The organism is Actinomadura bangladeshensis (genome assembly GCF_004348335.1).
In the GTDB taxonomy this organism is placed as follows: Bacteria; Actinomycetota; Actinomycetes; order Streptosporangiales; family Streptosporangiaceae; genus Spirillospora; species Spirillospora bangladeshensis.
In genome coordinates this window covers 1-24,399 of sequence record NZ_SMJW01000085.1, presented here as the reverse complement: position 1 = coordinate 24,399, position 24,399 = coordinate 1, and the positions used below count along the sequence as shown (strand labels likewise).

Here is a 24,399-nt window from a genome sequence, read left to right as displayed (position 1 = left end):
GAAGGTGCGGGCAAAGGATTCCGCCACCGTTCTTCCGGGCGTGAAATGCTGGTCATCTGGGTGTGCGTGGTGATCGACGACCGACGTCCCTGAAGGAGCAGAGCGTGGCCGAGAGGCATCTGGAGATCGAGCAGAAGTACGATGCCGCCCCCGACTTCGTCCTGCCGGACTTGAGCGGCCTGCCGGGCGTCGCCGCGCTCGGCGAGCCCGAGGTGCACGAATTGCACGCCACCTATTTCGACACCGCGGACCTCCGGCTCGCCGCGAACAAGATCACGCTGCGGCGGCGCAAGGGCGGGACGGACGCGGGCTGGCATCTGAAGATGCCCGCCGGGCCGGACAGCAAGCAGGAGTTGCGGGCGCCGCTCGGCCGGCCGCTGGTCGTCCCGGCGCGGCTGGCGGGGCTGGTCGCGGCGTACACGCGGGGCGCCGAGCTGCGGCCGGTGGCGACCCTGGAGACGCGGCGGACGGTGGTCGGGCTGCTCGGCGCGGACGGTGCCGAGCTGGCGGAGGTCGCCGACGACCTGGTGACCGGGCGGGGCGGCGAGGACGCGGAGCCGCAGCGGTGGCGGGAGATCGAGGTCGAGCTGGGGACGGGCGGGCCCGACCTGCTGAAGGCGGCCGGGAAGCGGCTCCGGAAGGGCGGCGCGAAGCGGGCCAAGTCGTCGTCCAAGCTCGGGCGGCTGCTCGGGGACGCCGTGGTGCCTTCGGCCGCGGCCGCCGCGCGGGCAAGGGCCCGGTCGCGGATCGCGGCGGCCACCAGCAACGGGAAGGCGCCCGCGATCACGACCGGGGAGGTCGTGATGGCGTATCTCGCCGAACAGGTCGAGGCGATCGCGCACTTCGACCCGAAGGCGCGGCTGGGCGAGCACGACGCCGTCCACAAGATGCGGGTCGGCGTGCGGCGGACGCGGAGCGCGCTGCGCAGCTACCGGTCCGTGCTGGACACGGAGCGGACCGCCCGGCTCGGGCCGGAACTGCGCTGGCTGGCCCAGGAGCTCGGCGAAGTGCGCGACCGCGAAGTGCTGCGCATGCGGTTCCAGGGCGCGCCCGAATTCCTGCTGGACGATCTGGAGAAGCAGGAGCGGTCGGCGTACCGGCGGCTGAACGCGGCCTTGAAGGAACCGAGGTACTTCGCGCTCCTCGACGAACTCGACCGGCTGATCAGCGCGCCGCCGCTGGCCGCCGAGGCGGGCAGGAAGGCGCGCAAGGAACTGCCCGGCCTCGTCACGCGGGCCTGGGACCGGATGGCCAAGGAGTACGCGTCGATCAAGACGGCCGACGACCCGGACACGGCGCGCCACGAGACCCGCAAGGAGGCCAAGCGCGTCCGGTACGCCGCCGAACTGGCGGTTCCGGTGCTGGGTGTCGCGGCGAAGCGGGTGGTCGAGGACGCCAAGCGGATCCAGAGCGTCCTCGGCGGATACCAGGACGGCGTCATCGCCATGGAGCATCTCGCCGCCGCCGCGAAACGCACGAAGATCCCGGCGGAGGCGTTCACGCTCGGCGTCCTGTACGGCAAGGAGGAAAGCGACGCGATGACGGCGCGCGACCGGCTGGCGACGACCTGGTCGCGAACCCTCGGCCCGTCGTTCTAGGGGCTGTGCCGTTCCAGGGCGGGCATGGAGGAATCGGTGACGTGGGCGACCCAGAACTCCGCTTTGCGGAGGCTCGGGTCGTCCGGGGCCTTCTCCCCGAGCTCCTTGCACAGGCCGGAGACGAGTTCGGAGACGATCTCACCGTGCGTGCACACGAGCGCCGGTGTGCCGGCCAGTGAGAGCAGCCGTTCCACGGACGCCTCCGGGCCGGTGTCGCCGACCGTGAACGCCGCGTCCGTGCCGATGGACGCCCTGGTCAGGCGCGCGTAGGGCAGGACGGTCTCCAGGCACCGGGCCGTCGCCGAGCTGACCATCCGCAGCGGCCCGTAGGCGTGCAGCAGCCCGGCGAGGGCCGCGGCCTCGCGCCGTCCCGAGGCGTCCAGCGGGCGCAGCGAGTCGGCCTCCCGCCACGCGGTCTTCTCGCCCGCGGACGCGTGCCGCAGGATGATCAGCGGCGACGTCCGCGAAGGGCCGCGCAGGAACTCCTGGAGCAGGTCGATGTCGTGCCGGTAGCTGAGCCGGGCCTCCGCCTCCGCGGCCGGCAGCCAGACCAGCTCGTCGACCTCGTCGTTCGGGGCGAAGGCGCTCGACGCGACGGGCCGGGCGGCCCAGTAGTCGACCTGCTTGGTCCGCTCGCCGATCGGATACCGGCTGGTCGGGAGGCGGCGGCCGAGGCGGGCGACGATGCCCGTCTCCTCCTCGATCTCGCGGACGGCGGCGCGCAGCACGTGCTCGCCCGGGTCGACCTTCCCCTTCGGGAACGACCAGTCGTCGTAGCGCGGCCGGTGGATCACCGCGAACTCGGGCCCCTGCCCCGGCCCGTCCCGCCACAGCACGGCGCCCGCCGCGTGGATGACCTCAGCCATCGACCGTCCTCCACCGGCGGCTCTTGACCAGGTGCGTCTGGATGTCGAGGAGCGTCTCGCCCGGACGGGGCCGCGCCCGCGTCCAGGTGCCGTCGCCGGCGAGCGCCCACGCGTGGGTGCCGGCGTCCATGGCGCGGTCGAGCAGGTCGAGCAGGTCGTCGCGCTGCGCCCGGTCGGTGACGGTGACGAGGGCCTCGACGCGGCGGTCCAGGTTGCGGTGCATGAGGTCGGCGCTGCCGATCCACACCTCGGGCTCGCCGCCGTTCTCGAACGCGAACACCCGCGAGTGCTCCAGGAACCGGCCGAGGACGCTGCGCACCCGGATCATGTCCGACAGGCCGGGCACGCCGGGACGCAGCGCGCAGATGCCGCGCACCCAGACGTCCACCGGCACCCCGGCCCGCGACGCCCGGTACAGCGCGTCGATGATCACCTCGTCGACCAGCGAGTTGCACTTGATGCGGACCCGCGCGGCATGCCCGGCCCGCCGGTTGTCGATCTCGTGCTCGATCCGCTGGACGAGCCCGGACCGCAGGCTGTTCGGCGCGACGAGCAGCCGGTGGTAGGAGCTCTGCCGCGAGTAGCCGGTCAGGTGGTTGAACAGGGCGCTGACGTCCTCGCCGACCTCGGGGTCGGCGGTGAGCAGCCCGAAGTCCTCGTAGAGGCGGGCGGTCTTCGGGTGGTAGTTGCCGGTGCCGATGTGGCAGTAGCGGCGCAGGTTGCCCTCGTCGTCCTGCCGGACGATCAGCGCGAGCTTGCAGTGCGTCTTCAGCCCGACGAACCCGTACACGACGTGGCAGCCGGCCGTCTCCAGCTTGCGCGCCCACGCGATGTTGGCGCGCTCGTCGAACCGCGCCTTCAGCTCGACGACCACCACGACCTGCTTGCCCGCCTCGGCGGCGCTCATCAGCGCGTCCACGATCGGGGAGTCGCCGCTCGTCCGGTACAGCGTCTGCTTGATCGCGAGGACGCGCGGGTCGGCGGCGGCGTCCTCGATCAGCCGCTGGACGGTCGTGGTGAACGAGTCGTAGGGGTGGTGGACGAGCACGTCCCGCTCACGGATGGCGCCGAAGATGCTCGCGTCCTCGGGCAGCGCCTCCTTCGACGGCACGAAAGGGGGGTATTTCAGCTCCGGGCGGTCGAGGTCGGCGATGGCGGCGAGCCCGCCGAGGTCGAGCGGCCCGACGACGCGGTAGATCTGGCCGTCCTCCACCGCCAGCTCGGAGGTGAGCAGCTCCAGCACCCCGGAGGAGATCGACTCCTCCACCTCCAGCCGGACGACCGGGCCGAACCGGCGGCGCAGCAGCTCGCGCTCCAACGCCTGCAGCAGGCCCTCGCTGATGTCCTCGTCGATCTCCAGGTCCTGGTTGCGGGTGACCCGGAACGCGTGGTGCTCGACGACCTCCATCCCGACGAACAGCTGCCCGAGGTGCGCGGCGATGACGTCCTCCAGCGGCGTGAACCGGTCGGGGGACGCCTCGATGAAGCGCGGCAGCAGCGGCGGCACCTTGACGCGGGCGAACATCGTCGCGTCGGTCTCCGGGTCGCGGACGATCACCGCGAGGTTCAGCGACAGGCCCGAGATGTAGGGGAACGGGTGCGCCGAGTCGACGACGAGCGGGGTGAGCACCGGGTAGATCCGGTCCCGGAAGAGCCGCCGCAGCCGCTCCTGCTCGGTCTCCGCCAGCTCCTCCCAGCGCAGGATCTCGATGCCCTCCTCGCTCAGCGCGGGCAGGACCTCCTCGCGGAAGCAGGACGCGTGCCGCTGCATCAGCTCGTGCGCGACCACGCCGGTGCGCTCCAGCACCTCGCGGGGCTGCCGGCCGCTCGCGGACTGGACGGCGAGCCCGGTCGCCATCCGGCGGGCGAGACCGGCGACGCGGACCATGAAGAACTCGTCCAGGTTGCTCGCGAAGATCGACAGGAACCGGACGCGCTCCAGCAGCGGCAGGCCCGGATCCTCGGCGAGCTCCAGGACGCGCTGGTTGAAGCGCAGCCAGCTCTCCTCCCGATCGAGGAAGCGGTCGTCCGGCAGCGCATCGGGTTGAACGGGGAGCTGTCCTGGATTGACGGTCATGCCCAAATTTTCCCTGACCAAGATGAACGGCGGTCGAACTCGGAAGATTCACCGAAGTATCAGACACTCCGAGCATGCCCCGGGTTCCCGCTGATCAACCGGTATTTCCGGCCTCCCGCCCGGCGGGCGCGACCCCGCCCCGCCCGGCGGTCACGTACCGCCGCCGCTCGGATGCGCGATGTGCGCGGTGTCCGCGCGGTCACCGTGGTGCAGGGTGGACGCGCCGAGGCAGACCAGCGCCACGATCACCGCGAGCCAGGCGACGACGCGTCCCGCGCGCAGCCCGTAGCCGCAGGTGACCCACAGCAGGGTCAGGCCGAGGCGGCGCAGCGGGTCCCGCTCGCCGTGCCGCCGCAGCTCCAGCGCGCCGTACCGGAAGTCGCGGGCGAGCCGGCCCCGGCCGGAGTCGGCGGTCGCGCGGGCCAGCTCCAGGTAGAGCGCCCGCAGCCGGTCGTCGTGGGCGGGTCCGCCGGTGCCGCGGACGAGGTCCTCGGCGAGCACCGCGCGGCCGCCGCGGACCCAGGGCCGCAGCGTCCGCCGCCCCGGCACGGTCGCGAACGGGCAGTCGCCGGTGATCGCCAGCGCGTCCGGGCGGCGCAGGCCGAGGAAGCCGCAACCGCTCAGGTCGACGTCGGTGAGCTGCAGGCCGGCCGCGTCGACCCGCCGCAGCGACACGACCCGGACGGCCGCGGGCCCGGCCGGCGGGGCCAGTCCCTGGATCGGGCGGGCCAGCGACCGGACGGACGCCGGGCCCTCGAACACCGCGTCCTCCAGGTCGACCTCCGCGTTCCGCAGCCGGAACGCGGCCTCACCGCGCACGACGACGCCGCGCGCGGTGACCCGCGGGGCCGCCGCGTGGACCCGGAGCCGGCCGTGCACGGTCGCGTCCGACAGGCCGATCCGGCCGCCCGCGACCAGCGGGCCGAGCGCCACGCCCTGCCGGAAGCGCGTCCGCTCGAACCGGGCGTGCCGGGCGACCTGGACGCGCTTGAACGAGACGGGGCCGCGGAAGCACGCCGCCTGCATCGCCGCGTCCCGGCCGAACCGGGCCCGGTCGAAGCAGGCCGCGCCCATGAGCACGGCGTTCCGGAACGAGGCGTCGGCGTGCCAGCGCACCTCCCCGAACAGGGCGTCGCCGGTGAAGACGGCCTCCTCGAACGAGGCGAACCGGTGGAAGCGCGCCTCGTGGAACGACACGTTCCGGCCGAACCGCGCGCCCCGGAACGAGGCGTTGCCGAAGAACCGCGCGTCGTAGAACGAGATGCCGCCGAGGAAGCAGGCGCCGTTGAACGAGCTGTCGCCCTCCACGCAGACGCCGCGCAGCACCGCGTCGGACAGCAGCACGGCGCCGTCGAACCGCGCCCGGCCGAGGTGGGGGCGGCCGTCCGGCCCGGTGACGGCGTCCAGCACGGCGTCGAGCAGCCACGCCGGGACGGTGACGCCGCGCAGGTCGAGGTCGCCGCCCGGCCGCAGCGAGCCGGCGAACTCCTCGAACTCGCGCGGGCGCAGGTGGGCGGGGCAGCCGCCGGACCGTCCGGCCGCCCGTCCGCTGCATCCGCGGACGGCCGAGCAGCGCGGCCAGAACACCGCCGGCGACGAAGGCTCGTGAGAGGTCACGGTTCTCGTTCTACCCACGCGGCCGCGCCGAGTGAAGGTCTCCCGGTGGCCAAGTACGTGCGACCCCGGCGCCACCCGGCCGCCCGGCGGAACCCGGATTAAAGGCGGGGTTGTTTTGTCAGACCCTTGCGTAATGATTTCTGTTATGAGCAGAGACACCCATCCGGGGGTGCAGTGCCCGCACTGCCAATCGCATCTCGCGCTCGTCCCCGTGCTTGGTAACCCCGTGCTTGGTAACGCCGTGCCCGGAAACTCCGCCCCAGCCGTCCCCGCAGCCGTCCCCGCGTCCGTTCCCGTCGTGCCGATCGTCGCCAAGGAGGAATGGCAGCCGCCGCCCGTCGCCGAGGTGCTCGCCGTTTACGCCGGCCGCGCCAAGGACACCGTGACCGCGGCGCGCGGCGCCGCCAAGGTCAGGGAAAGCCTCAACCGCGCGAAGGCCGCCGCCGCGCAGCGCAAGGCCGCGCAGAAAACGGCCCGCCGGACGCCCAAAAGCGCCTGATCACATCTCGGCCACTAACGCCGGCGGGCACCGGTGCCGGTACCCGGGCCGCCGCCCGGCGGGAGGGCGCGGCCGGATCCGCACCGATCGGCGGCCGTGCCGGTGTATACCGTTCAGGAACGTGCGGACCTGGGCGGGAGAGAATCGGTGAGTGCTCGGATTCTGGTGGCCGAAGACGATGCGAAACAGTCTCGGCTGATCCGGATCTATCTGGAGCGGGAAGGGCACGCGGTCCAGGTCGCGGCCGACGGCCGCGCGGCGCTGGAGCGGGCCCGCTCGTCGAAACCCGACCTCATCGTCCTCGACGTGATGCTGCCGCTGGTCGACGGGCTCGACGTGTGCCGCATCCTGCGCACCGAATCGGACGTCCCGATCCTGCTGCTCACCGCACGCACCACCGAGGAGGACATGCTCCTCGGCCTCGACCTCGGCGCCGACGACTACCTGGCCAAGCCCTACAGCCCCCGCGAGTTGACCGCGCGGGTGCGGGCGCTGCTGCGCCGGTCGCGCCGGGCCGCCGGGCCGGCGGAGCCCGCCGTGCTGCGGGTCGGCGCGGTGGAACTGGACACCGCCCGCTTCGAGGTCCGGGTGGCGGGACGGCACGTCGCCATGACCGCCAAGGAGTTCGCCATCCTGGAGGCGCTGGCCCGGGAGCCGGGCCGGGTCTTCACCCGGGCGCAGATCATCGAGCGCGTCTTCGGCTTCGACCGCGACGTGCAGGAGCGGACCGTCGACGCCCACGTGATGAACCTGCGCCGGAAACTGGACGCCGCCGCCGGCGCGTCCCGGCACCTGGAGACGGTGTACGGCCGGGGCTACCGCCTCAACGACGGCACGCCCTCACCGGCCCGCTGACACCCCGGCGCCCGCCGGAGCCACGGGCAGGACGACGGTGAACGTCGTGCCCGTCCCGACCGTGCTGCGCACCTCGATCGTCCCCCCGTGGTCGGTGACGATCTGGCGGGCGATGGACAGCCCGAGGCCGCTGCCGCCGGTCGCCCGGCCCCGGGACGCGTCCGCCCGCCAGAAGCGGTCGAAGAGGTGCGGCAGGTCCGCCGACGCGATCCCGGTCCCGGTGTCGCGCACCTGCACGGCGGCCGATCCGTCCCGGACGAGCAGGGCCAGGGTCACGCCGCCGCCCGCCGGGGTCGCGCGCAGCGCGTTGCCGACCAGGTTGCCGACGGCCTGGCGCAGCCGGTCCGGGTCCGCGATCACCGACACCGGCCGCGGGACGTCCAGCCCGAGCGCCACGCCCGCCGTCTCCGCCTGCGCGCGGTGGGCCGTGCGGACCGTCTCCAGCAGGTCCGCCAGCCCCACCTCGGTGCGGTGGTAGGTGAGCGCGCCGGCCTCGGCCAGGGCGAGGTCCTGGAGGTCGTCCACGATCCGCTGCTGGAGCATCGCCTCCTCATGCAGGGAGTCGAGCAGCTCGGGGGTGGGTTCGACGACGCCGTCCCGCAGGGCCTCCAGGTAACCGCGCAGGTTGGCGAGCGGGGTGCGCAGCTCGTGCGCGATGTCCCCGATGAGGCGGCGCTGGCGCTCCTCGCCGGCCTGGAGGGAGTCGGCCATGCGGTTGAACGCGCCGCCGAGCTGCGCGATCTCGTCCCGTCCGGAGACGGGGACCCGGCGGCCGAGGTCGCCCTCACCGAGCCCCTTCGCGGCCAGCGTCATCGCCCGGACGGGCCGCAGCACGGCCCGGCTCAGCAGCAGGGCGCCGAGGACGGCCGCGAGGGCGACCCCCACCGCGACGGCCACGGTCGGCGCGGCGGCGAGCGTGGGCGGTGACTCGTCCTGGACGCCGAGCCGGACCTCCAGCCGCGGCGGGGCGACGGACGCGGTCCGCTGGTTGAACACCCGCTGCAGGCAGTCCGCGGGATCGGGCTCGGCCGCGCACGGCCGGATCGCGGCCAGGTCGCCCGCGGTCGGCCGGCTCGCTCCCGGTTCCGGCTCCGCGCACCGCGGGGGCCGCCGCTCGGCCTTGACCCTGGGCACCCCGAAGTCGTCCGGGACGGCCGTCACCTTCGCCCCGGCACGGGTCAGGCAGGTCGCGTACGCCATCACCGCGCGGTACTCGGCGACGGCCGTGGCCGTGAGCTTGGTCTGCGTGAGCGGCGCCTGCCCGTCCCGGAGCCGCAGGACGGGCCGCGGATCGACCACGACGGCGGGCCGGCCGCTCGGCGGCCGGACGTCGCGGCCCGCGAGGGCGTCGGAGTCGGCGAGCAGGACGTCGGACTCGGTGACGACCCGGATGCGCTCGCCGGTGTCCCGGGCGAGGCGGGAGACGGTGGGGGAGACCCCGTCCCAGGTGCCGTGCGCGAACCCGTACGCGCGCAGGTCGCCGGTGATGCGGGAGACGTCCTGGCGGCCGGCCGTCACGGTCTCCCGGACCTGCCGGTTGACCTGCCGCAGCGTCAGCCAGGCCGTGGCCGCGGTGGCGGCCAGCGCCACCAGCATGAGCAGGCCGAGGACGCGGAACCGGAAGCTCACCGGGCCTCCTTCGATCGGGGCGATCGGGGCGATCGGGGTGCGGTCACGTCCCGGACAGCGCCTCCCGTGGCGACAGCCCGCTCGCGCGCACCGCCGGGTACAGGCCCGCGACCACGCCGATGACCAGCGTCGAGGCGACCCCCGCCAGGCTCGCCCACGCCGGCACCACGGTAGGCCAGCCCCGGCTGAGCGCGTAACCGGCCGTGATCAGCGTGCCGAGGACCGTCCCGGCCAGGCCGCCGATGAGCGACAGCAGCAGCGACTCCGTGACGAACTGCGTGCGGATCTGGCCGCTCGTCGCGCCGAGGGCGCGCCGCAGGCCGATCTCCGCGCGCCGCTCCAGCACCGAGATGACCATGGTGTTGCCGACGCCCACGCCGCCGACGAGCAGCGCGACACCGCCGAGGCCGAGCAGCAGCCCGGTCAGCGCCGACTCGGTCGCCTCGCGGGCCGCGAGCGCGTCGGACGGCCGGGAGACCCGCACCTCGCTCGGCTTCTCCGGGTACGCCGTCGCCGCGAGCACCGCCCGCACCGCCGTGACCTGGCTGTCCTCCGCGCGGACGTACACCGTCGAGGGATGGCCGTCGAACCGCAACTGGGCCCGGGCCGCGGGCCAGCCGACCAGGGCGGCGCCGTCCAGCTCCGGGGCCAGCGGCACCGGGTCCAGGACGCCGATGAGCGAGAACCAGCGGCCGCCGAGCCACAGCCGGGTGCCCGGCGTGTACACGTCGAGCCGCTGGGCGGCGGTGGCGCCGAGCACCACCGCCGGGTGGTCGGCGGTCGCCGCGTCGAGCCAGCGGCCCCGGCGGACGTGCCCGCCGACGGCCGGGAGCAGGTCGGTGCCGGCCGCGAGGACGGTCAGCGAACCCGTCCGGCCGATCGGGATGCGCTCGTTGCGGTACACGTGCGCCCCGGTCTCCCCGGTGGCGGCGACCCGCAGCACCGGCGGGATGCGGCCGACCATCGCGACGGCCTCGTAGGGCAGCTTCGCCTGCTCGCCCGCGAGGGACTCGCCCGGAGCCACCCGCAGCAGGTTCGTGCCGAGCGCGTCGAGCCGCCGGTCCACCTCCGCCTGCCCGGAACCGGAGATGCCGACCACCGCGATCATCGCGGCGACGCCGATCGCGATGCCGAGCGCGGACAGGAAGACCCGCAGCGGACGGGTCCGCAGGCCCGTCCCGCCGAGCCGCACGACGTCCGCGGGCGCGAGCCGGGCGGCGCGCAGCCGTCCGCCGGACGCGGTCGCCCTCCGCCCGCTCACCGGGACGCCTCGGTCGCCGCGCCCCGCCGGGTTTCGCCGGCCGCCGTGTCGCCGACCAGGCGCCCGTCGCGCATCTCGATGCGGCGCGGGAGGCGGGCCGCGATCTCGCGGTCGTGCGTGATGACCACGACGGTGGTGCCGGACGCGTTCAGCTCGCGCAGCAGCGCGAGGACGGCGGCCCCCGACGCGGAGTCGAGGTTGCCGGTCGGCTCGTCCGCGAGCAGCACCGCCGGCTCGCCGACCACGGCGCGGGCCACCGCGACCCGCTGCCGCTCGCCGCCGGACAGCTGGTCGGGCAGATGCCGGACGCGGTGGCCGAGCCCGACCCGGGCCAGCGCGGCCTCGGCCTCGGCCCTGCGGCGCCGCAGCGGGACGCCCGCGTAGAGCAGCCCGTCCGCCACCGCGTCCAGGACCGGGGTCCCGACCGCGAGGTGGAAGTGCTGGAAGACGAAGCCGATCCGGGTCGCCCGCAGCGCCGAGACCTCCCGGTCCGACAGCCGCGACACGTCGTGGCCGTCCACCAGGACCCGGCCCGCGGTGGGCCGGTCGAGGCTCCCCATCAGGTTGAGCATGCTGGACTTGCCGGAGCCGGACGGGCCGACCACCCCGACCAGTTCCCCGCGCCCGATCCGCAGGCTCACGTCGCGCAGCGCGGTCACGCCGCCCGGATAGGTCTTGGAGACGGCGTCGAACTCGACGACCGCCCTGGTCCCGCCGCTCACTCCGGAATCCTCACCTTCAGCCCCGCGCGCACCGCGGGACCGCTCACCTCCACCCGGCCGTCGGCGAACAGCCCGGTCCGCACGGGGACGAAGCGGCCGTCCGCCGTCTCCAGCCGGTGGCCGCCCTCCGCGAGCGCCACCAGCGCGGCGACCGGGACGGTCAGCACGTCGGCGGCCTCGCGGCCGACGTACTCGACGGTGACGGGCCCGCTCTCCAGCCGGCCCAGCGACTTCTGGTCCGCGATGGCGATCGTCACCGGCAGGGTCGCGGCGCCCCGCTCGGACCCGTCCTCGCCGGAACCGCCCTCGGGCGCACTGGCCTGCCTGCCCACCGACGCCACCGCGCCCTTCACGTGCCTGCCGTCGGGCAGCCGGACGCGGACCGCCGTCCCGCGCACGGCCCAGCCGGCCTCCGCGGCCGAGGCGTCGACGACGACCTTGCGGGCCGTACCGGTGTAGGCGAGGGCGTTCTCGCCGGCGGCCGCGCCGAGCCGGACGCCCGGCCGGCCGATCCGCACCTTCCCGGCGGAGTAGACGACGTCGCCGATGCCGACCGTCCCGGTCGCGGGCACGCCGAGCGACGTCTGCCAGCGCTCGACCGCCGCGGCGGTCGCCGCGGTGTACTTCTCGTCCACGGTGAAGCCGGTGTAGCCGAGCGCGGCCAGGTTCGTCTCGAACTGCAGGACGTCCATGCCCCCGCGTTGCGTCGCCGCGGCGGCCCCGACGGCCGCCGGCTTGCGGGCGTCCGCCGGCGGGGACGCGGACGGGGACGCGGACGGGGACGGAGCCGCGGCGCGGGGCGCTCCCAGTGCCCGGTACATCGGCAGCGACCCGTACAGCAGCACCACCGGACGGTCGTCGACGCGCAGCAGCGTGCCGCCGCGCCGCACCACCGTCCCCGGCTCGGGCAGCCAGGTCACGGTTCCGGTCGCCTTGAGCGGCAGGGGCATCTCCGTGCCGTACCCGAGCCGGCCGTCCACTCGCGTGCGCTCGGTCAGCGTGGCCCGGGTCACCGGGACCAGCGAACCGGCCCGGGGCGGTGCGTCCGGCCCCTCGCCGCCCCCGCCGCCGAGCCCCAGGGCGCCCACCGCGGCGACCGCCGCCACGACGACCGCTGCGGCGGCGATCAGCACCGTGCGCCGCCGCCGTCCGCCGCGCGGCGCGGCGACCGCGCCGGGCGCGTCGTCGGCTTCCGGGACCGTGTCCGCCATGGTCATCCCTTGGCGGGGCCCGGGCTCGCCGGGACGCCCACGATCGGCCCGCAGATCCGGATGGCCCGCTTGGCGCCGGCCGAACTCTGGTCCCACTCGCCCTGGACGTAACCGTCGGAGTCCGGGTCGGGGAAGTCGGCCGCGCCGTTCTCCTGCATGCACTTCGCGTACCGCTGCTTCACCCGGATCTGCTCGGCGGTGAGCTTGGGCTGGTTGCCCTTCTCGATGCTTTCGGGCACGGGCTTCAGGAGGCCGGAGCACTTCTGCGCGGCGGCCAGGAACTTCGGGTCCTTCTTGATGGTCCGGTCGCCGCCGAAGTCGATGTTCCCCTTGGCGTCCGGGTCCGGGACGTCGACGCCGTTCTTCCGCAGGCAGGTCACGTAGTCGCGGCGGGACTGGACGAAGACGGCCACCTCGTCCCCGCCGCCCTTCCCGGCCGCGGCGGACGGCGCCGCCGCGCCGCCCGCCGCCGTCGGGATCTTCGCCTCGCCGCCGCCGCCGCAGCCGCCCAGCGCCACTGCCGCGACGCAGGCCACCGCCGCCAGCACCACCCGATTCGTCCGCACCGATCCTCCGCTCTCCCGCCGGCCCGGCCGCGGAGTGCGGCGGGCGGACCGACCGTAGGACGGAGCCGATGAAGAACCTGTGAAGAACCTGTCAGCTGATCATGTGGAAAGCCCGCGCGGGACGGACGCGTCGAGGAAGCGCGCGATGAGCGGGGCGATCTCGGCGAGGTGGTCCTCCAACGCGAAGTGGCCGGTGTCGAAGACATGGAGTTCGGCGTCCGGCAGGTCGCGCAGGTAGGCGCGGGCGCCCGGCTCGGGGAAGAACATGTCGTTGCGTCCCCACACGATGAGCGCGGGCGGAGTGTGCTCGCGCAGCCATGCCTGCCACGCCGGGTACTGCTCGACGTTCGCGCGGTAGTCGAAGGCGAGGTCGAGTTGCGGCCTCGTCCGTCCGGGAAGGTCGAGGAAGTGCTGGTCGAGCGTCCAGCCGTCGGGGGCGATGAGCGCGGGGTCGGCCGTCCCGCCCTCGTACTGGCCGCGCGTGGCGGGCAGGGTCAGCAGGTCCCGGACGGTCTTCTCCGCGCCCTCCATCTCGGGACGCAGCGCGATGAAGTCCCGCGCGCCCGGCGAGAGGCCCTCCTCGTAGGCGTTGCCGTTCTGGACGACGAGGCCCGTGATCCACTCGGGGTGCCGCAGTGCCAGCCGGAAGCCGACCGGCGCGCCGAAGTCGAAGACGTACATGGCGAAGCGGTCCAGGCCGAGGCGTTCGACGAATCCCTCCATCACGTCGGCGAGGCCGTCGAAGGTGTAGCGGAACGTCCCGCCGGCCGACGCGGGCACGGGGACGTCACTGTGCCCGAATCCCGGATAGTCCGGGGCGATCAGCCGGTAGCGGGCGCCGAGCACGTCGATCAGGCGCCGGAACTGGTGGGACGCCGACGGGAAGCCGTGCAGCAGGAGCAGCACCGGTGCGTCGGCGTCCGCGGGCAGCGACTCGCGGTAGAAGACGCGGATCCCGTCCACGTCGACGTGGCGGTGTGCGGTGCGGGCAAGGGTCGGGACGGTCATTTCACATGCCTCCTGGCCTCAATGATGCATTAGTCTTAGCCCATCATGATCTAACGCGTCAACCGGCCGATGTAGCATTAGCCGCATGACCGACCCCGTGCCGCTGACCGGTGAGCCGCTGGCGCTGGACCTCGTCAACACCCGTCCGGCCGGCGCCGACCTGATCTCGACCGTGGACGGGCTGGCCGCCTGGCTCGGCCTCGAAGGCGACCGGGTGCCGGCGCCGGAGCCCCTCACCGCGGCCGACCTCGCGCCGGTGCACGCCGTCCGGGAGCACGCGGCCGTCGCGATCGAGCACGCGCGCCGCGCTGCCCGCCCGCCCGCCGGGGCCCTCGACGGCCTCGCCGAGGCGCAGCGGCGGGCCCCCGCGATCAGGCGGCCGGTCTGGGACGGCGCGGCCGTCGCCGTGCTCGCCGAGCGCCCCGGCGGCTACGGTGACCGGCTCGCCGCGCACCTCGCCGAGGCGGCCGCCGGCCTGCTCGCCGACCCGGCGGTCGGCCGGGTCCGGGAGTGCGAGGCGGACGGCTGCGTGATGCTGTTCCTGCCCGCGCATCCCCGCCGCCGCTGGTGCTCGGCGACCCGCTGCGGAAATCGCGCCCGCGTTGCGCGCTACTACGCGCGGCGCAAGTAGGTTGTGGGGCCAAGATCGCCGTTTCGGGCGTTTGCTGCGCATTCCAGCGATCGAGTGCCATTAATATTTGCTGAACGACAACCAAAACCCTCCGTTTGATCCCCTCCGGCTGCGCCGGACCGAAGGAGCTGAGACATGGCCGCGATGCACAGTCGCGGTGCGGAGCGACTCCTCGGGGTGGCCGGCTCCCCGCACCTCCTCCTCGTCGAGGACGATCCGGGGGACGCGTTCCTGTTCGAGGAGCTGCTCACCGAGGCCCAGCCCGGCATCCGGATCACCGTCGCGACCACCCTGCGGGAGGCCCTCGACGCGTTGCGCCCCGAGATCCAGTGCGTCATCGTCGACCTGTCGCTCCCGGACGCGCAGGGCCTCGACGCGCTCCACCAGGTGCGCACGCACGCGCCCGCCACCGCCGTCCTCGTGCTGACGGGCCTCGCCGACGCCCACGTCGGCGTGGCCGCCGTCGCCGCCGGCGCCCAGGACTACCTCGTCAAGCAGGACGTGGACGGCGCGCTGCTCACCCGCGCGATCAGCTACGCGATCGAGCGCAAGCGCGCCGACGAGTCCGAGCGGCAGCTCGTCGAGGCGCGCGCGCTGAGCCGGGAGAACGCCCGGCTGGAGCGCGGCCTGCTGCCCGTCCCGATCCTGCACGACGGCACGCTCCGCCACCACACCCGCTACCGGCCCGGACGCGACCGCGCGCTGCTCGGCGGCGACTTCCACGACACCGTGGAGACCGCCGACGGCGCCGTCCACGCCGTGATCGGCGACGTCAGCGGGCACGGCGCCGACGAGGCGTCCCTCGGGGTGCGGCTCCGCATGGCGTGGCGGACGCTCGTCCTCGCCGGGCACACCGGGCCGCGGCTGCTGGACACGCTCGACGCCGTCCTGCAGCACGAGCGGTGGGCCGAGGAGATCTTCACCACCCTGTGCATGCTGACGATCGCGCCCGACCGGCGCGCCGCCCGGGTGTACCGGGCCGGGCACCCGGCGCCGCTGCTGTTCGGGCCGGGCGGCGTCGCGACCGTCCCGGACGAGCCGCGCGGCCCGGCGCTCGGGCTGATCCCCGGCGTCGAGTGGCCCGCCCTCGACCTCGACCTCGGCGAGTCGTGGACCCTGCTGCTCTACACCGACGGGCTGATCGAGGGCCATGACGGCGACGGGTACCTCGACCTGTCCGGGCTGGTCGAGCTGGCGAAGCTGGCGCACGGCGAGGGGCAGCGCGGCGACGTGCTCATCGACGGGCTCATCGCGGAGGCGGAACGGCTGAACGGGGGCGTCCTGTCCGACGACCTCGCCGTCCTGCTGCTGAGCCGGGGTGAGGGCTGATGGCCGCGGACGGAGCCGGGACCGACGCCGGCACCGGGCCGGACCACGATGAGCCGCACCGCATCGAGGTCCCGCAGGAGCTGCGGATCAGCGGGCCGGCCGTCGTGCTGCCCGCGGCGGACCTCCCCGCGGGGCACGGGATCGGCCGCGTCCGGCTCGTGCGGATCTACCAGGTCGGCGCGCTCGTCCTCGGCCTGCTGCTCCTGCTCGCCTTCGCCCAGGCCGGGACCGCGCTGTACGGGAACAACGCGGCGCGGGACGTCCTGATCAACAAGGTCGACCCGGCGACCCTGGAGCAGTTCCGCCTCTCGACCGCCGTGACCAACCAGGACATGGCCATCCGCGACTACGCGCAGGACGGCCGGGCCGAGCACGTCGGCCGGTACCGCGAGGCCGTGCGGCAGGAGGCCGAGAGCGCGGACCGGATGCGCCGGCTGCTGGCGGACGTGGACGGCAGCGAGGACGTCGAGCGCCTCCTCGACAAGGCGACCGCCGACTCCCGGGCGTGGCGTACCGGCTTCGCCGACGAGATCGCGGCCGGCGCCGGCGGCGCGGGCATCGACCCGGACGAGAGCCGGGAGGCGCGGCGGCTGCTCAACCGGGCGCGGGGCGACATGACGCCGCTCCAGATCGGCATCACCGAGCTGCACGACCGGGCCGCCGCGAAGCTGCAGTCACGCGCGAGCGCCGCGCAGTGGTCGGCGGTCGCCGCGCTCATCATGGTCGTCGTGGCCGCTTTGGCCCTCGCCGTCCTGTTCCGCCGGACCGTGCTGACCCCGGTGTCCTCACTGACCGGACGCGTCCGCGCCGTGTCGCAGGGCGACTTCGGGGCCCCGCTGGACGTCCCCGGCCCCGCCGAGATCAACGAGCTGGCGGTCATCATCGACGCGATGCGCAACCGGATCATCCGGCAGTGGCGCTACAGCGAGGAGAAGACCAGGCAGCTCAACGAGCAGACCGAGGAGCTGCGCCGGTCCAACGCCGAGCTGGAGCAGTTCGCCTACGTCGCGAGCCACGACCTGCAGGAGCCGCTGCGCAAGGTCGCGAGCTTCTGCCAGATGATCGAGCGCCGCTACGGCGACCAGCTCGACGACCGGGGGCGGCAGTACATCGCGTTCGCCGTCGACGGCGCCAAGCGGATGCAGGCCCTCATCAACGACCTGCTGAGCTTCTCCCGGGTCGGGCGGATGACGCGGCACGAGGAGTCCATCGACCTCGCGGCCGTCGGCCGGCAGGCCCTGGACAACCTGGCGGCGCTGGTGGAGGAGACCGGCGCCGAGGTCGAGCTGCGCGACCTGCCGCAGGTGCCCGGCGACCGCACGCAGCTCACCCAGCTCTTCCAGAACCTCCTCGGCAACGCGATCAAGTTCCGCCGCGAGGGCGTGCCGCCCCGGGTCGTCATCGACGCCCGCCGCGACGGCGACGAGTGGGTGTTCGGCTGCACCGACAACGGCATCGGCGTCGAGCCCCGGTACGCCGACCGCATCTTCCTGATCTTCCAGCGGCTGCACCCGCGGGACGAGTACACCGGCACCGGCATCGGGCTGGCGCTCTGCAAGAAGATCGTCGAGTTCCACGGCGGCCGCATCTGGCTCGACACCGGCGACCACGGCGACGCACCCGGCACCACCTTCCGCTGGACCCTGCCGGTCCGGCCGCACATAGGCAACGGAGACGACTCATGAACGAAGGCCCGCGCCCCATCGAAGTCCTGCTCGTCGAGGACGACCCCGGCGACGTCCTGCTGACCGTCGAGGCGTTCGAGCACAACAAGGTCAACAACACCCTGAGCGTCGTGAACGACGGCGAGCAGGCGATGGCGTTCCTGCGCCGGGAGGGCGAGTACGCGAACGCGCCGCGGCCCGACCTCGTCCTGCTCGACCTCAACCTGCCGCGCAAGGACGGCCGCGAGGTCCTCGGCGAGATCAAGGCGGACGACGGCCTGCGCTCCATCCCCGTCGTCGTGCTGACGACGTCCGAGGCCGACGAGGACATCCTGCGCAGCTACCACCTGCACGCCAACGCCTACGTCACCAAGCCGGTCGACTTCGACCAGTTCATCTCCGTCGTCCGCCAGATCGACAACTTCTTCGTCACCGTGGTGAAGCTGCCGCGCTGACCCGCCGACCCGCTGTTCAGGCGCGTCCCGTCCAGTCGATGCAGACGATCACGGCGTCGTCGACCGGGCTCATCCCCTCGTGGTAGTCGACGAAGTGCCGGATCATGGTGCGGACGGCCTCCGGCGGGTCCTGCAGCCGGGTCGCGCGCAGCGCCTGGAACAGCGCGGACCGCCCGTAGGGGACGCCGGACGGCGACTCGGCCGCGTGCACTCCGTCGCTGACGACGACCAGCCGCTCGCCCCGCTCGACCGTGAACTCCTCGGTCGTGTAGCGGGTGTCGCCGAACATGCCGAGCGGCATCTGCGCGTCGAAGCCGATCCCGTCGGTGGCGCCGCCGCGCATCCGGTAGATCCGCGGCGAGCCCGCGTCCACCACCCGGACCAGCCCGGTGTCGAGCCCGAACTCCATGAGCAGGGTGGCCACGTGCTGCTCGCCGCGGTACCGCGCGTACAGCGTCTGGTCGCCGAGCGCGGCCTGCTCGGCGATGCCGGCGCCGGACCGGCGCGCGTTGCGCAGCGCGCTGACCCCGAGATGGGTGAGCGCGGCGGCGGCCGTGCCCGAGCCCATCCCGTTGCTGACGGTCAGCGTCAGCGTCTCGGCGGACACCGACCAGTCGAAGGTGTCGCCCCACACCGCGTAGGCGGGTTCGAGCTGGCCCGCGAAGCGGAACTCGGCGGCGTCGTAGGCGGGCGCGGGCAGCAGGTCCCACTGCATCTCGGCGGCGAGCGTCAGCCGCGTCCGCCGGCGGAGCCGCCGGTACAGGTCGGTGCCCTGGTCGGCGATCTTCACGGCGCGGGCGAGGACGGCGGCGAACTCCTCCAGCCAGTCCGGGGCGCCGTCCGGGACGCGCACGGTCAGCACGCCGAGCCGCTCGCCCTTCACGGTCAGCGGCAGATGGACGGCGTCCTTCTCCGGGACGACCCGCTGCGCCGCGAACGCGTGGCCCTGAACCGTGTTGTCGACGGGTACGTCGCCGTCCTGCGCGTCCTTGGCGGTGCGGACGAGGAACGCCTGCCGGTAGTCGATGAGCAGGATCTCGGCGGCGGTCGCGCCCGCGCGCCGTTCGAGCAGCCCGGTCGCGGCCTCCATCAGCTCGTGCGGCGGCGCGGCCCACAGCGCCTCCGCCGGCACTCCGGCGCCGTCACCTTCCGCGGATTCGCCGTGCATCGCCCTCCTCGCCTGGACGGGCGCCGGGGCGGTCTCCGGGCCGGGTGGGACCGCAGGTCCGGGGATGCCGTCGGCGACATCGTGTGTAACAGTGGAGGGCATGGTGGACACGTCGGGTGAGGGAGCCGCGAACTCCGCGGCGGCCCTGGACGACGCGGCATCCACCCTCATGAACATCTGGTCGCGCGCCCACAATGCACCCGACGTGCCCGTCCCGTCCACGCAGCTGCGCGCGCTGTTCGTGCTGGAGCGCGGCCCCGTCAACATCAGCAACCTGGCGGGCGAGCTGGGCGCGCTGGTGTCCTCGGCGAGCCGGCTGTGCGACCGGCTGGAGGCCGCCGGGCTGCTGACCCGCGACCCCGGCCGGGACCGCCGCGAGGTCACCGTCCGGCTGAGCGAGGACGGGCAGGCGCTGCTCGACCGGCTCCGGGTGCGGCGGCTGGAGGACCTCACCCGCGTGCTGGCGCTCATGCCGGCGTCCGCGCGCGCCGCGCTGCTGTGGGGGCTGACGGAGTTCCACGATGCGGCCTCCAAGCCGGACGACGAGGGCGGCTCCCTCTCCATGCTCGCCTGACTCGCCCGATTTATTCAGGTAAATCACAACGCTCCGCAAAGCGCCTATCAAATTGGCGTTTATCATTCTTTAGAATGGCGACTCGCACCACGTTTTCGCCATTCTCCATACGTGCGCCTTCACCACTACTAACATCGCGGCCCATGGCGACCACGAATGCCCCCGCGCGGCGATCCCGTCGCGCCGTCACCGCGGCCGGGCTGCTCCCCGCCGCGGCGGCCGTGCTCCTGCTCGGCGGGTGCGGCGGCACCTCCGCGCACGGCACGGCGTCCACCGGGCGGCCGGACGGCGGCGGGCGGACCGCCGCGGAGGCCGGCGCCGCCAAGGTGCCCGACGCCACCACGTTCAGCACCGTGCCCGGCGCCCCGAAGGACGCCGCGCCGGACGGCGCCACCGACGGCCTGGTGGTGCACCCGACCGAGGCGGCGCCGGTGCTGGACCGTCCGGGCGGGCGCCGCATCGCCACGCTTCCCGCCACCGAGCTGGGCGGCCCCACCTGGGTGCCCGTGGTGGAGAGCTCGGGCGGCTGGCGGCGGGTGCTGCTGCCGAGCCGTCCCAACCAGGCGAGCGGCTGGGTCTCCGGAGCCGGGCTGCGCACCGCGCACACGTCCTACACCGTCCGGGTCGAACTCGGGAAACGGCGGCTCACGCTGCTCAAGTCGGGGAGGGCGGCCGGGCGGTGGAAGGTCGCGGTCGGCGGCGCCAAGACCCCGACGCCGACCGGCCGGACGTTCGTCCTGGCCTCGATCGTGCCGCCGGACAAGAGGCAGAGCCCGATCGTCCTGCCGCTCGGCACCCACTCGGCGACCCTGGACACCTTCGGCGGCGGGCCGGGCACCGTCGCGCTGCACGGCTGGCCGGACGCCTCCGTGTTCGGCAAGGCCGTCACGCACGGCTGCGTGCGGGTGCCCGCGGACGCGCTGAAGGCGCTGTCCCGCGTCCCGCTCGGCTCGCTGGTGTCCATCTCGGCCTGAACCAAGATCTCAACGAACGGAGTACCACCATGCGTCACAGTCATGCCTTCGCGCGCCTCGCCGCGGCCGGCCTGCTCGCCGGCGGCCTCGTCGCCACCGCGGGCCCCGCCCTGGCCACCGGGGGCGAGGGGTCGGCGTACGGGCTGGCGGTCACCGGGCCGCTCGCCGTCCCGCCGGTGCCCGCCGTCTCCTCCACCACCCGGACGGTCAGCAAGCGCCTGCTGCAGGAGAACCACACCAAGCTGGCCAGGGCGTCCGCGCTGGACGTCAGCGCCTCCGCCGACCGCGCGCACTCGTCGGTCGCGCGGCTCGCCGTCCCGACCGCGAAGCTGGCCGCCGATTCCGTCTCCGCGAAGTGCGTGAACGGCCGGGGAACCGCGAACCTCGCGAACGCCGTCCTCGCCGGCAAGCGGCTCGACTCCACGCCGCCGCCGAACACCACCATCCCGGTCGACGTGGACGGCTTCGGCCGCACCGCGCTCGTCCTCAACAAGCAGCAGCGCACCGCCGACGGCCGGACCGCCGTCACCGCGATGGAACTGATGCTGCCCCGCGGCAAGGGCGCGCTCCGGGTCGCCTCCGCCACCTGCGGGCAGGGCGTCCCCGAGCGGGCCCCGGCCGAGGCGCCCGCGCCGAGCCCGGTGAAGCACGACCTTCCGGTCACCGGCTGACCGCCGCCGCGACCCGGCGGGCACCCTGCCCGCCGGGTCCGGTCAGCCCGCCAGTGACTTTTCGAAATGCACGATCGCGCCGTTCCGGTGCACCCGGTCGGCGATGTGAAGTTCTTCCGTGAACGCCCGCATCAACTGCAGCCCCCGGCCGTGCTCGGCGAGCGGCGGCACCTGCCGGGACTCCCATTCGACACCCTCCTCCGCCGCGCCGTCCGCGCCCCCGTCGATGACCTCCACGATGCATCTCGCCCCGTCCATCCGCGCCCGGACCTCGTACTCCATTCCGGCCGCGGCGTGCTGGATGACGTTCGCGCACGCCTCCCCCAGAGCGAGCGCGATATCGGCACGGACCTCGGATCCCACCCCGAGCCCGCGGAGAGAGGCGTCGAGCGTGTGCCGCACCAGCGGAGCGCTCTCGGCGTTCCTCGGCAGGGTCATTTCGAGAACGACCTCCATGCCAATCGCCTCCGTTCCCTCTAGCAGCCAGATTTCCCCATCACCACCTCGGGAAACTCCGGTCACCCGGAAACCGCGACGATCGTGGACGCCCGCATATTCACGGCAACTCCCGCATCCCCGCCGTCCAGGACGGCCGTCGTCTGGAGCCGGGTCAGATCCGAGCCGGCGCGGCCGGGCTCCGGCGTCCCGGACGTCCCGGACCCGGTTCGCGCACGGGGACCAGCATCAGGCCCCGCCGGTCAGGTCGGCCGAGATGTCGCGGTCGCCGTAGCCCTCGGGCGCCGCGACCTCCACGACCGGTTCGGGGCGGTCGTCGAATTCGAGGCGCAGGGCGCGGGACATCGTCGCGTGCATGTCGTACATGCAGGTGATGTAGGTGAGCTGCAGGATCTCCCTGTCGGAGAGGTGCTCCCGCAGTTTCTCGAAGACGGCGTCGGGCGTCCGGCCGCCGTCCAGGACGAGGCAGTCGGTGTAGGCGAGGACGGCCCGCTCCAGCGGCGAATAGCAGTCGGCGGTCTGCCAGTGCGGAATGGACTCGATCTTCACCTCGTCCATTCCGAGGGCCCGCATCTGCTTGCAGTGCTGGGAGAACACGAACTGGCTGCCGCGCGCCCAGCCGGCCCGGCACTGGCCCAGTTCCCGCAGGACGGGGTCGAGGCCGGCGTTCCGGTACAGGGCGAAACCGCGGACCGCGTGCCGGAACACGTCGGGGGACTGGGCGAACACCGTCCACCAGTCGCCGGGCGAGCCGGTCGCGGTGCCGTGGTCGACGGCCGGATCGCGGTCGGGTCCGAAAAGGTGGTCGTAGAAGAAGAGGATGCGCTCGTCGGTGACTTCGGCGCGGGGAACCTCACGCAGTCGGGGCATGCTGCTCCTTCGGGGCGGTGCGGTCGGCATTCGTCTTGGGCTCGTGGGAGACGTCGGACTCGTCGAACGTCCGCGTCCAGCAGGCGAATTCGAGGAGGATCCCGTCCGGATCCTGGAAGTAGAAGGAGCGGACGAACACCCCGTCGTGCACGTCGCGGGAAACGCCGGCGGGGCTGTCGTCGTGGTTCAGGATCGGGCTGACCGTGACGCCCTTCTCCTTGAGGCGCCCGCGGTACTCCTCGAACTTCTCGGGCGGGACGTGGAATGCGACGTGGTTCATCGACCCGACCGCGCTGACGAGTTCCCCCTGCTCGGGACGTCCGGCCGGGGCGGAGATCCCGGGAACGCCGTCCGGCGAGTCCGGGAACCAGAAGAACGCGACGCAGTCGCCGCCGCCGCAGTCGAAGAAGAAGTGCTGCCCCAATCCGGCGGGCAGGTCCAGCGTCTTGATGAGCGGCATTCCGAGGACGCCGGAGTAGAAGTCGATGGTGCGCTTCATGTCGGACGACACCAGCGCCAGATGGTTGATTCCGCCGAGTTCGAACTCGGTGTTCATGAGACCTCCGCGACGTCGCCGGCAAGGTCGGTGAAACGCGAGTGAACGCCTCGCCATGCGGCCTCCCGGGAGTTGACTTGACAGTCATATCAAGTTGCTCGATGCTCGGATACTGTTCCTGCTGACATCGGGTTGTCAACACCCCGGGCGAAAGGAACCACGCAGATGCGGGACGAACCCGGCGGCCGGCCGCTCACCGAACGCGGCGCCCGGACCAGGGAGCGTCTCGTCACGGCCGCCCGCGAGGTGTTCGAGGAGCGCGGCTTCCCCGAGACCCGCGTCGCGCACATCACCCGGCACGCCGGGGTGGCCTACGGGTCCTTCTACACCTACTTCCCGTCGAAGGAAGCGGTGTTCCTGGAGGTCGCCGACCGGCTGTTCGAGGACATGACGGGCCACAACCTCGTCCCGCCGGCCGGCCCGACCCCGGCCGCGCGCATCCGCCGCGCCAACCGCGCCTACTACGAGGGCTACCGGCGAAATGCGAAGATGATGGCGATCGTCGAGCAGGTGGCCACGTTCAACGAGGAGTTCCAGGAACTCCGGCGCAAGCACCGCGCCGCCTCGGTCGCGCGCTCGGCGAAGGCGATCGCGCGCTGGCAGCGCGAGGGGCTCGTCCCCGCCGACCTCGACCCCGAGATGACGGCCCGCGCGCTCGCCGCGATGGTCGACCACTCCCTGTACTTGTGGCTCGTCCAAGGCGATGATCCACAGGGCACCGAGCGCCTGCTGGACACCCTCGACGCGCTCACCGTGCGCGCCCTCGGCCTGCCGTCCTGACGAAGGAGACCCGTGGAGACCGCCGACCGCCCGACGACCGCCGTGGAGGCCGCGCTCGCGGCCCGCCTGGACGCGGCGGTCACCGGCCTGCGCCGCCTGTCCGGCGGTGCCAGCCGCGAGACCTGGTCGTTCGACGCCGGCGACCGCGCGCTGATCCTGCGCCGCGAACCGCCCGGGTCGCCCGACCCCACCGCGATGGCCCGCGAGGCGGCCCTGCTGGCCTCGGCCGCCGCGGCCGGCGTCCCAGTCCCGGCCCTGGCCGACCACGGCGACGACCTGGCCGGCGCCCCCTTCCTGATCATGGAGCGGCTGCCCGGCGAGACGATCCCCCGCCGCCTCCTCCGCGACGACCGCTTCGCCGC

The 24,399-nt window shown here is 73.7% G+C and carries 25 protein-coding genes; 12 read left to right on the top strand and 13 right to left on the bottom strand.

All coding sequences use genetic code 11. The features are described from left to right. Nucleotides 1-104: 104 nt before the first annotated feature. Entirely contained in the window at nt 105-1,598 is a 1,494-nt protein-coding gene (locus tag E1284_RS18325; RefSeq protein WP_131940468.1) for a CYTH and CHAD domain-containing protein, read from the top strand. Here the strand turns inward: E1284_RS18325 and E1284_RS18320 are convergent. The 3 genes from E1284_RS18320 to E1284_RS18310 all read right to left on the bottom strand — a co-directional run bounded on the left by E1284_RS18320 (nt 1,595) and on the right by E1284_RS18310 (nt 6,158). Further along, nucleotides 1,595-2,464, bottom strand: coding sequence for an NUDIX domain-containing protein (locus E1284_RS18320; protein WP_131940466.1), 870 nt, complete (start codon nt 2,462-2,464; stop codon nt 1,595-1,597). The genes E1284_RS18325 and E1284_RS18320 overlap by 4 nt on opposite strands. Further along, nucleotides 2,457-4,541, bottom strand: a complete 2,085-nt coding sequence (locus tag E1284_RS18315) for an RNA degradosome polyphosphate kinase (protein ID WP_131940464.1) — start codon at nt 4,539-4,541, stop codon at nt 2,457-2,459. The genes E1284_RS18320 and E1284_RS18315 overlap by 8 nt, the downstream gene beginning before the upstream one ends. A 150-nt stretch (nt 4,542-4,691) precedes the next feature. Next, entirely contained in the window at nt 4,692-6,158 is a 1,467-nt protein-coding gene (locus tag E1284_RS18310) for a pentapeptide repeat-containing protein (RefSeq protein ID WP_165965322.1), read from the bottom strand. A 298-nt stretch (nt 6,159-6,456) separates the two neighbouring features. On the opposite strand from E1284_RS18310, the gene E1284_RS43125 reads away from it, so the two are divergent. After that, nucleotides 6,457-6,657, top strand: coding sequence for a hypothetical protein (locus E1284_RS43125; RefSeq protein ID WP_243714569.1), 201 nt, complete (start codon nt 6,457-6,459; stop codon nt 6,655-6,657). 147 nt (nt 6,658-6,804) lie between these two features. Next, complete coding sequence (locus tag E1284_RS18300) at nt 6,805-7,512, top strand: response regulator transcription factor (RefSeq protein WP_131940458.1); 708 nt, start codon at nt 6,805-6,807, stop codon at nt 7,510-7,512. On the opposite strand, the gene E1284_RS18295 is transcribed toward E1284_RS18300, so the two are convergent. The 6 genes from E1284_RS18295 to E1284_RS18270 all read right to left on the bottom strand — a co-directional run bounded on the left by E1284_RS18295 (nt 7,498) and on the right by E1284_RS18270 (nt 13,909). Next, the gene (locus E1284_RS18295) at nt 7,498-9,141 is read right to left on the bottom strand and encodes a sensor histidine kinase (RefSeq protein ID WP_131940456.1); all 1,644 of its coding nucleotides are present in this window, start codon (nt 9,139-9,141) and stop codon (nt 7,498-7,500) included. The genes E1284_RS18300 and E1284_RS18295 overlap by 15 nt on opposite strands. Before the next feature lie 43 nt (nt 9,142-9,184). Beyond that, the gene (locus E1284_RS18290) at nt 9,185-10,402 is read right to left on the bottom strand and encodes an ABC transporter permease (RefSeq protein ID WP_207923828.1); all 1,218 of its coding nucleotides are present in this window, start codon (nt 10,400-10,402) and stop codon (nt 9,185-9,187) included. After that, on the bottom strand, nt 10,399-11,124 hold the full coding sequence (locus tag E1284_RS18285) for an ABC transporter ATP-binding protein (protein ID WP_131940454.1): 726 nt from the start codon (nt 11,122-11,124) through the stop codon (nt 10,399-10,401). Before E1284_RS18285 ends, E1284_RS18290 begins: the two co-directional genes overlap by 4 nt. Further along, on the bottom strand, nt 11,121-12,335 hold the full coding sequence (locus tag E1284_RS18280) for a peptidoglycan-binding domain-containing protein (protein ID WP_131940452.1): 1,215 nt from the start codon (nt 12,333-12,335) through the stop codon (nt 11,121-11,123). The genes E1284_RS18285 and E1284_RS18280 overlap by 4 nt, the downstream gene beginning before the upstream one ends. Before the next feature lie 2 nt (nt 12,336-12,337). Further along, nucleotides 12,338-12,901, bottom strand: a complete 564-nt coding sequence (locus E1284_RS18275) for a hypothetical protein (RefSeq protein WP_131940450.1) — start codon at nt 12,899-12,901, stop codon at nt 12,338-12,340. Nucleotides 12,902-13,000: 99 nt separating this feature from the next. Continuing rightward, nucleotides 13,001-13,909: an alpha/beta fold hydrolase gene (locus E1284_RS18270; protein WP_131940448.1), complete on the bottom strand. Its 909-nt coding sequence runs from the start codon at nt 13,907-13,909 to the stop codon at nt 13,001-13,003. Between the two features lie 85 nt (nt 13,910-13,994). Between E1284_RS18270 and E1284_RS18265 the strand changes: the two genes are divergently transcribed. The 4 genes from E1284_RS18265 to E1284_RS18250 all read left to right on the top strand — a co-directional run bounded on the left by E1284_RS18265 (nt 13,995) and on the right by E1284_RS18250 (nt 17,988). Beyond that, a complete protein-coding gene (locus E1284_RS18265) occupies nt 13,995-14,540 on the top strand; it encodes a CGNR zinc finger domain-containing protein (RefSeq protein ID WP_131940446.1) in 546 nt (181 codons plus the stop codon). A 135-nt stretch (nt 14,541-14,675) separates the two neighbouring features. After that, entirely contained in the window at nt 14,676-15,869 is a 1,194-nt protein-coding gene (locus E1284_RS18260; RefSeq protein ID WP_243714568.1) for a PP2C family protein-serine/threonine phosphatase, read from the top strand. Next, on the top strand, nt 15,869-17,554 hold the full coding sequence (locus E1284_RS18255; RefSeq protein WP_131940444.1) for a sensor histidine kinase: 1,686 nt from the start codon (nt 15,869-15,871) through the stop codon (nt 17,552-17,554). Before E1284_RS18260 ends, E1284_RS18255 begins: the two co-directional genes overlap by 1 nt. Further along, complete coding sequence (locus tag E1284_RS18250) at nt 17,551-17,988, top strand: response regulator (protein WP_131940442.1); 438 nt, start codon at nt 17,551-17,553, stop codon at nt 17,986-17,988. Before E1284_RS18255 ends, E1284_RS18250 begins: the two co-directional genes overlap by 4 nt. Before the next feature lie 16 nt (nt 17,989-18,004). On the opposite strand, the gene E1284_RS18245 is transcribed toward E1284_RS18250, so the two are convergent. Then, entirely contained in the window at nt 18,005-19,156 is a 1,152-nt protein-coding gene (locus E1284_RS18245) for a PP2C family protein-serine/threonine phosphatase (protein WP_243714567.1), read from the bottom strand. 100 nt (nt 19,157-19,256) lie between these two features. Here E1284_RS18245 and E1284_RS18240 point away from each other — a divergent pair, with 100 nt between their 5' ends. The 3 genes from E1284_RS18240 (at nt 19,257) to E1284_RS18230 (ending at nt 21,375) form a co-directional block, all read left to right on the top strand. Beyond that, nucleotides 19,257-19,730, top strand: coding sequence for a MarR family winged helix-turn-helix transcriptional regulator (locus E1284_RS18240; RefSeq protein ID WP_131940440.1), 474 nt, complete (start codon nt 19,257-19,259; stop codon nt 19,728-19,730). A gap of 143 nt (nt 19,731-19,873) precedes the next feature. Then, the gene (locus tag E1284_RS18235) at nt 19,874-20,704 is read left to right on the top strand and encodes a L,D-transpeptidase (protein ID WP_131940438.1); all 831 of its coding nucleotides are present in this window, start codon (nt 19,874-19,876) and stop codon (nt 20,702-20,704) included. Between the two features lie 29 nt (nt 20,705-20,733). Further along, nucleotides 20,734-21,375: a choice-of-anchor P family protein gene (locus E1284_RS18230; RefSeq protein ID WP_131940436.1), complete on the top strand. Its 642-nt coding sequence runs from the start codon at nt 20,734-20,736 to the stop codon at nt 21,373-21,375. Between the two features lie 42 nt (nt 21,376-21,417). Here E1284_RS18230 and E1284_RS18225 read toward each other — a convergent pair whose 3' ends face one another. From E1284_RS18225 to E1284_RS18215, 3 genes are all read right to left on the bottom strand, one after another. Next, nucleotides 21,418-21,813 (bottom strand): ATP-binding protein, encoded by a 396-nt coding sequence (locus E1284_RS18225; protein ID WP_243714566.1) that lies wholly within the window; start codon nt 21,811-21,813, stop codon nt 21,418-21,420. Between the two features lie 246 nt (nt 21,814-22,059). Further along, nucleotides 22,060-22,701, bottom strand: coding sequence for a carboxymuconolactone decarboxylase family protein (locus tag E1284_RS18220; protein ID WP_131940432.1), 642 nt, complete (start codon nt 22,699-22,701; stop codon nt 22,060-22,062). Continuing rightward, on the bottom strand, nt 22,685-23,257 hold the full coding sequence (locus E1284_RS18215; protein ID WP_131940430.1) for a VOC family protein: 573 nt from the start codon (nt 23,255-23,257) through the stop codon (nt 22,685-22,687). The genes E1284_RS18220 and E1284_RS18215 overlap by 17 nt, the downstream gene beginning before the upstream one ends. Nucleotides 23,258-23,422: 165 nt before the next feature. Between E1284_RS18215 and E1284_RS18210 the strand changes: the two genes are divergently transcribed. Next, on the top strand, nt 23,423-24,037 hold the full coding sequence (locus tag E1284_RS18210) for a TetR/AcrR family transcriptional regulator (RefSeq protein ID WP_131940428.1): 615 nt from the start codon (nt 23,423-23,425) through the stop codon (nt 24,035-24,037). A gap of 12 nt (nt 24,038-24,049) precedes the next feature. Further along, nucleotides 24,050-24,399: phosphotransferase (locus E1284_RS18205; protein ID WP_207923827.1), on the top strand; the 350-nt coding region annotated here is incomplete at its 3' end.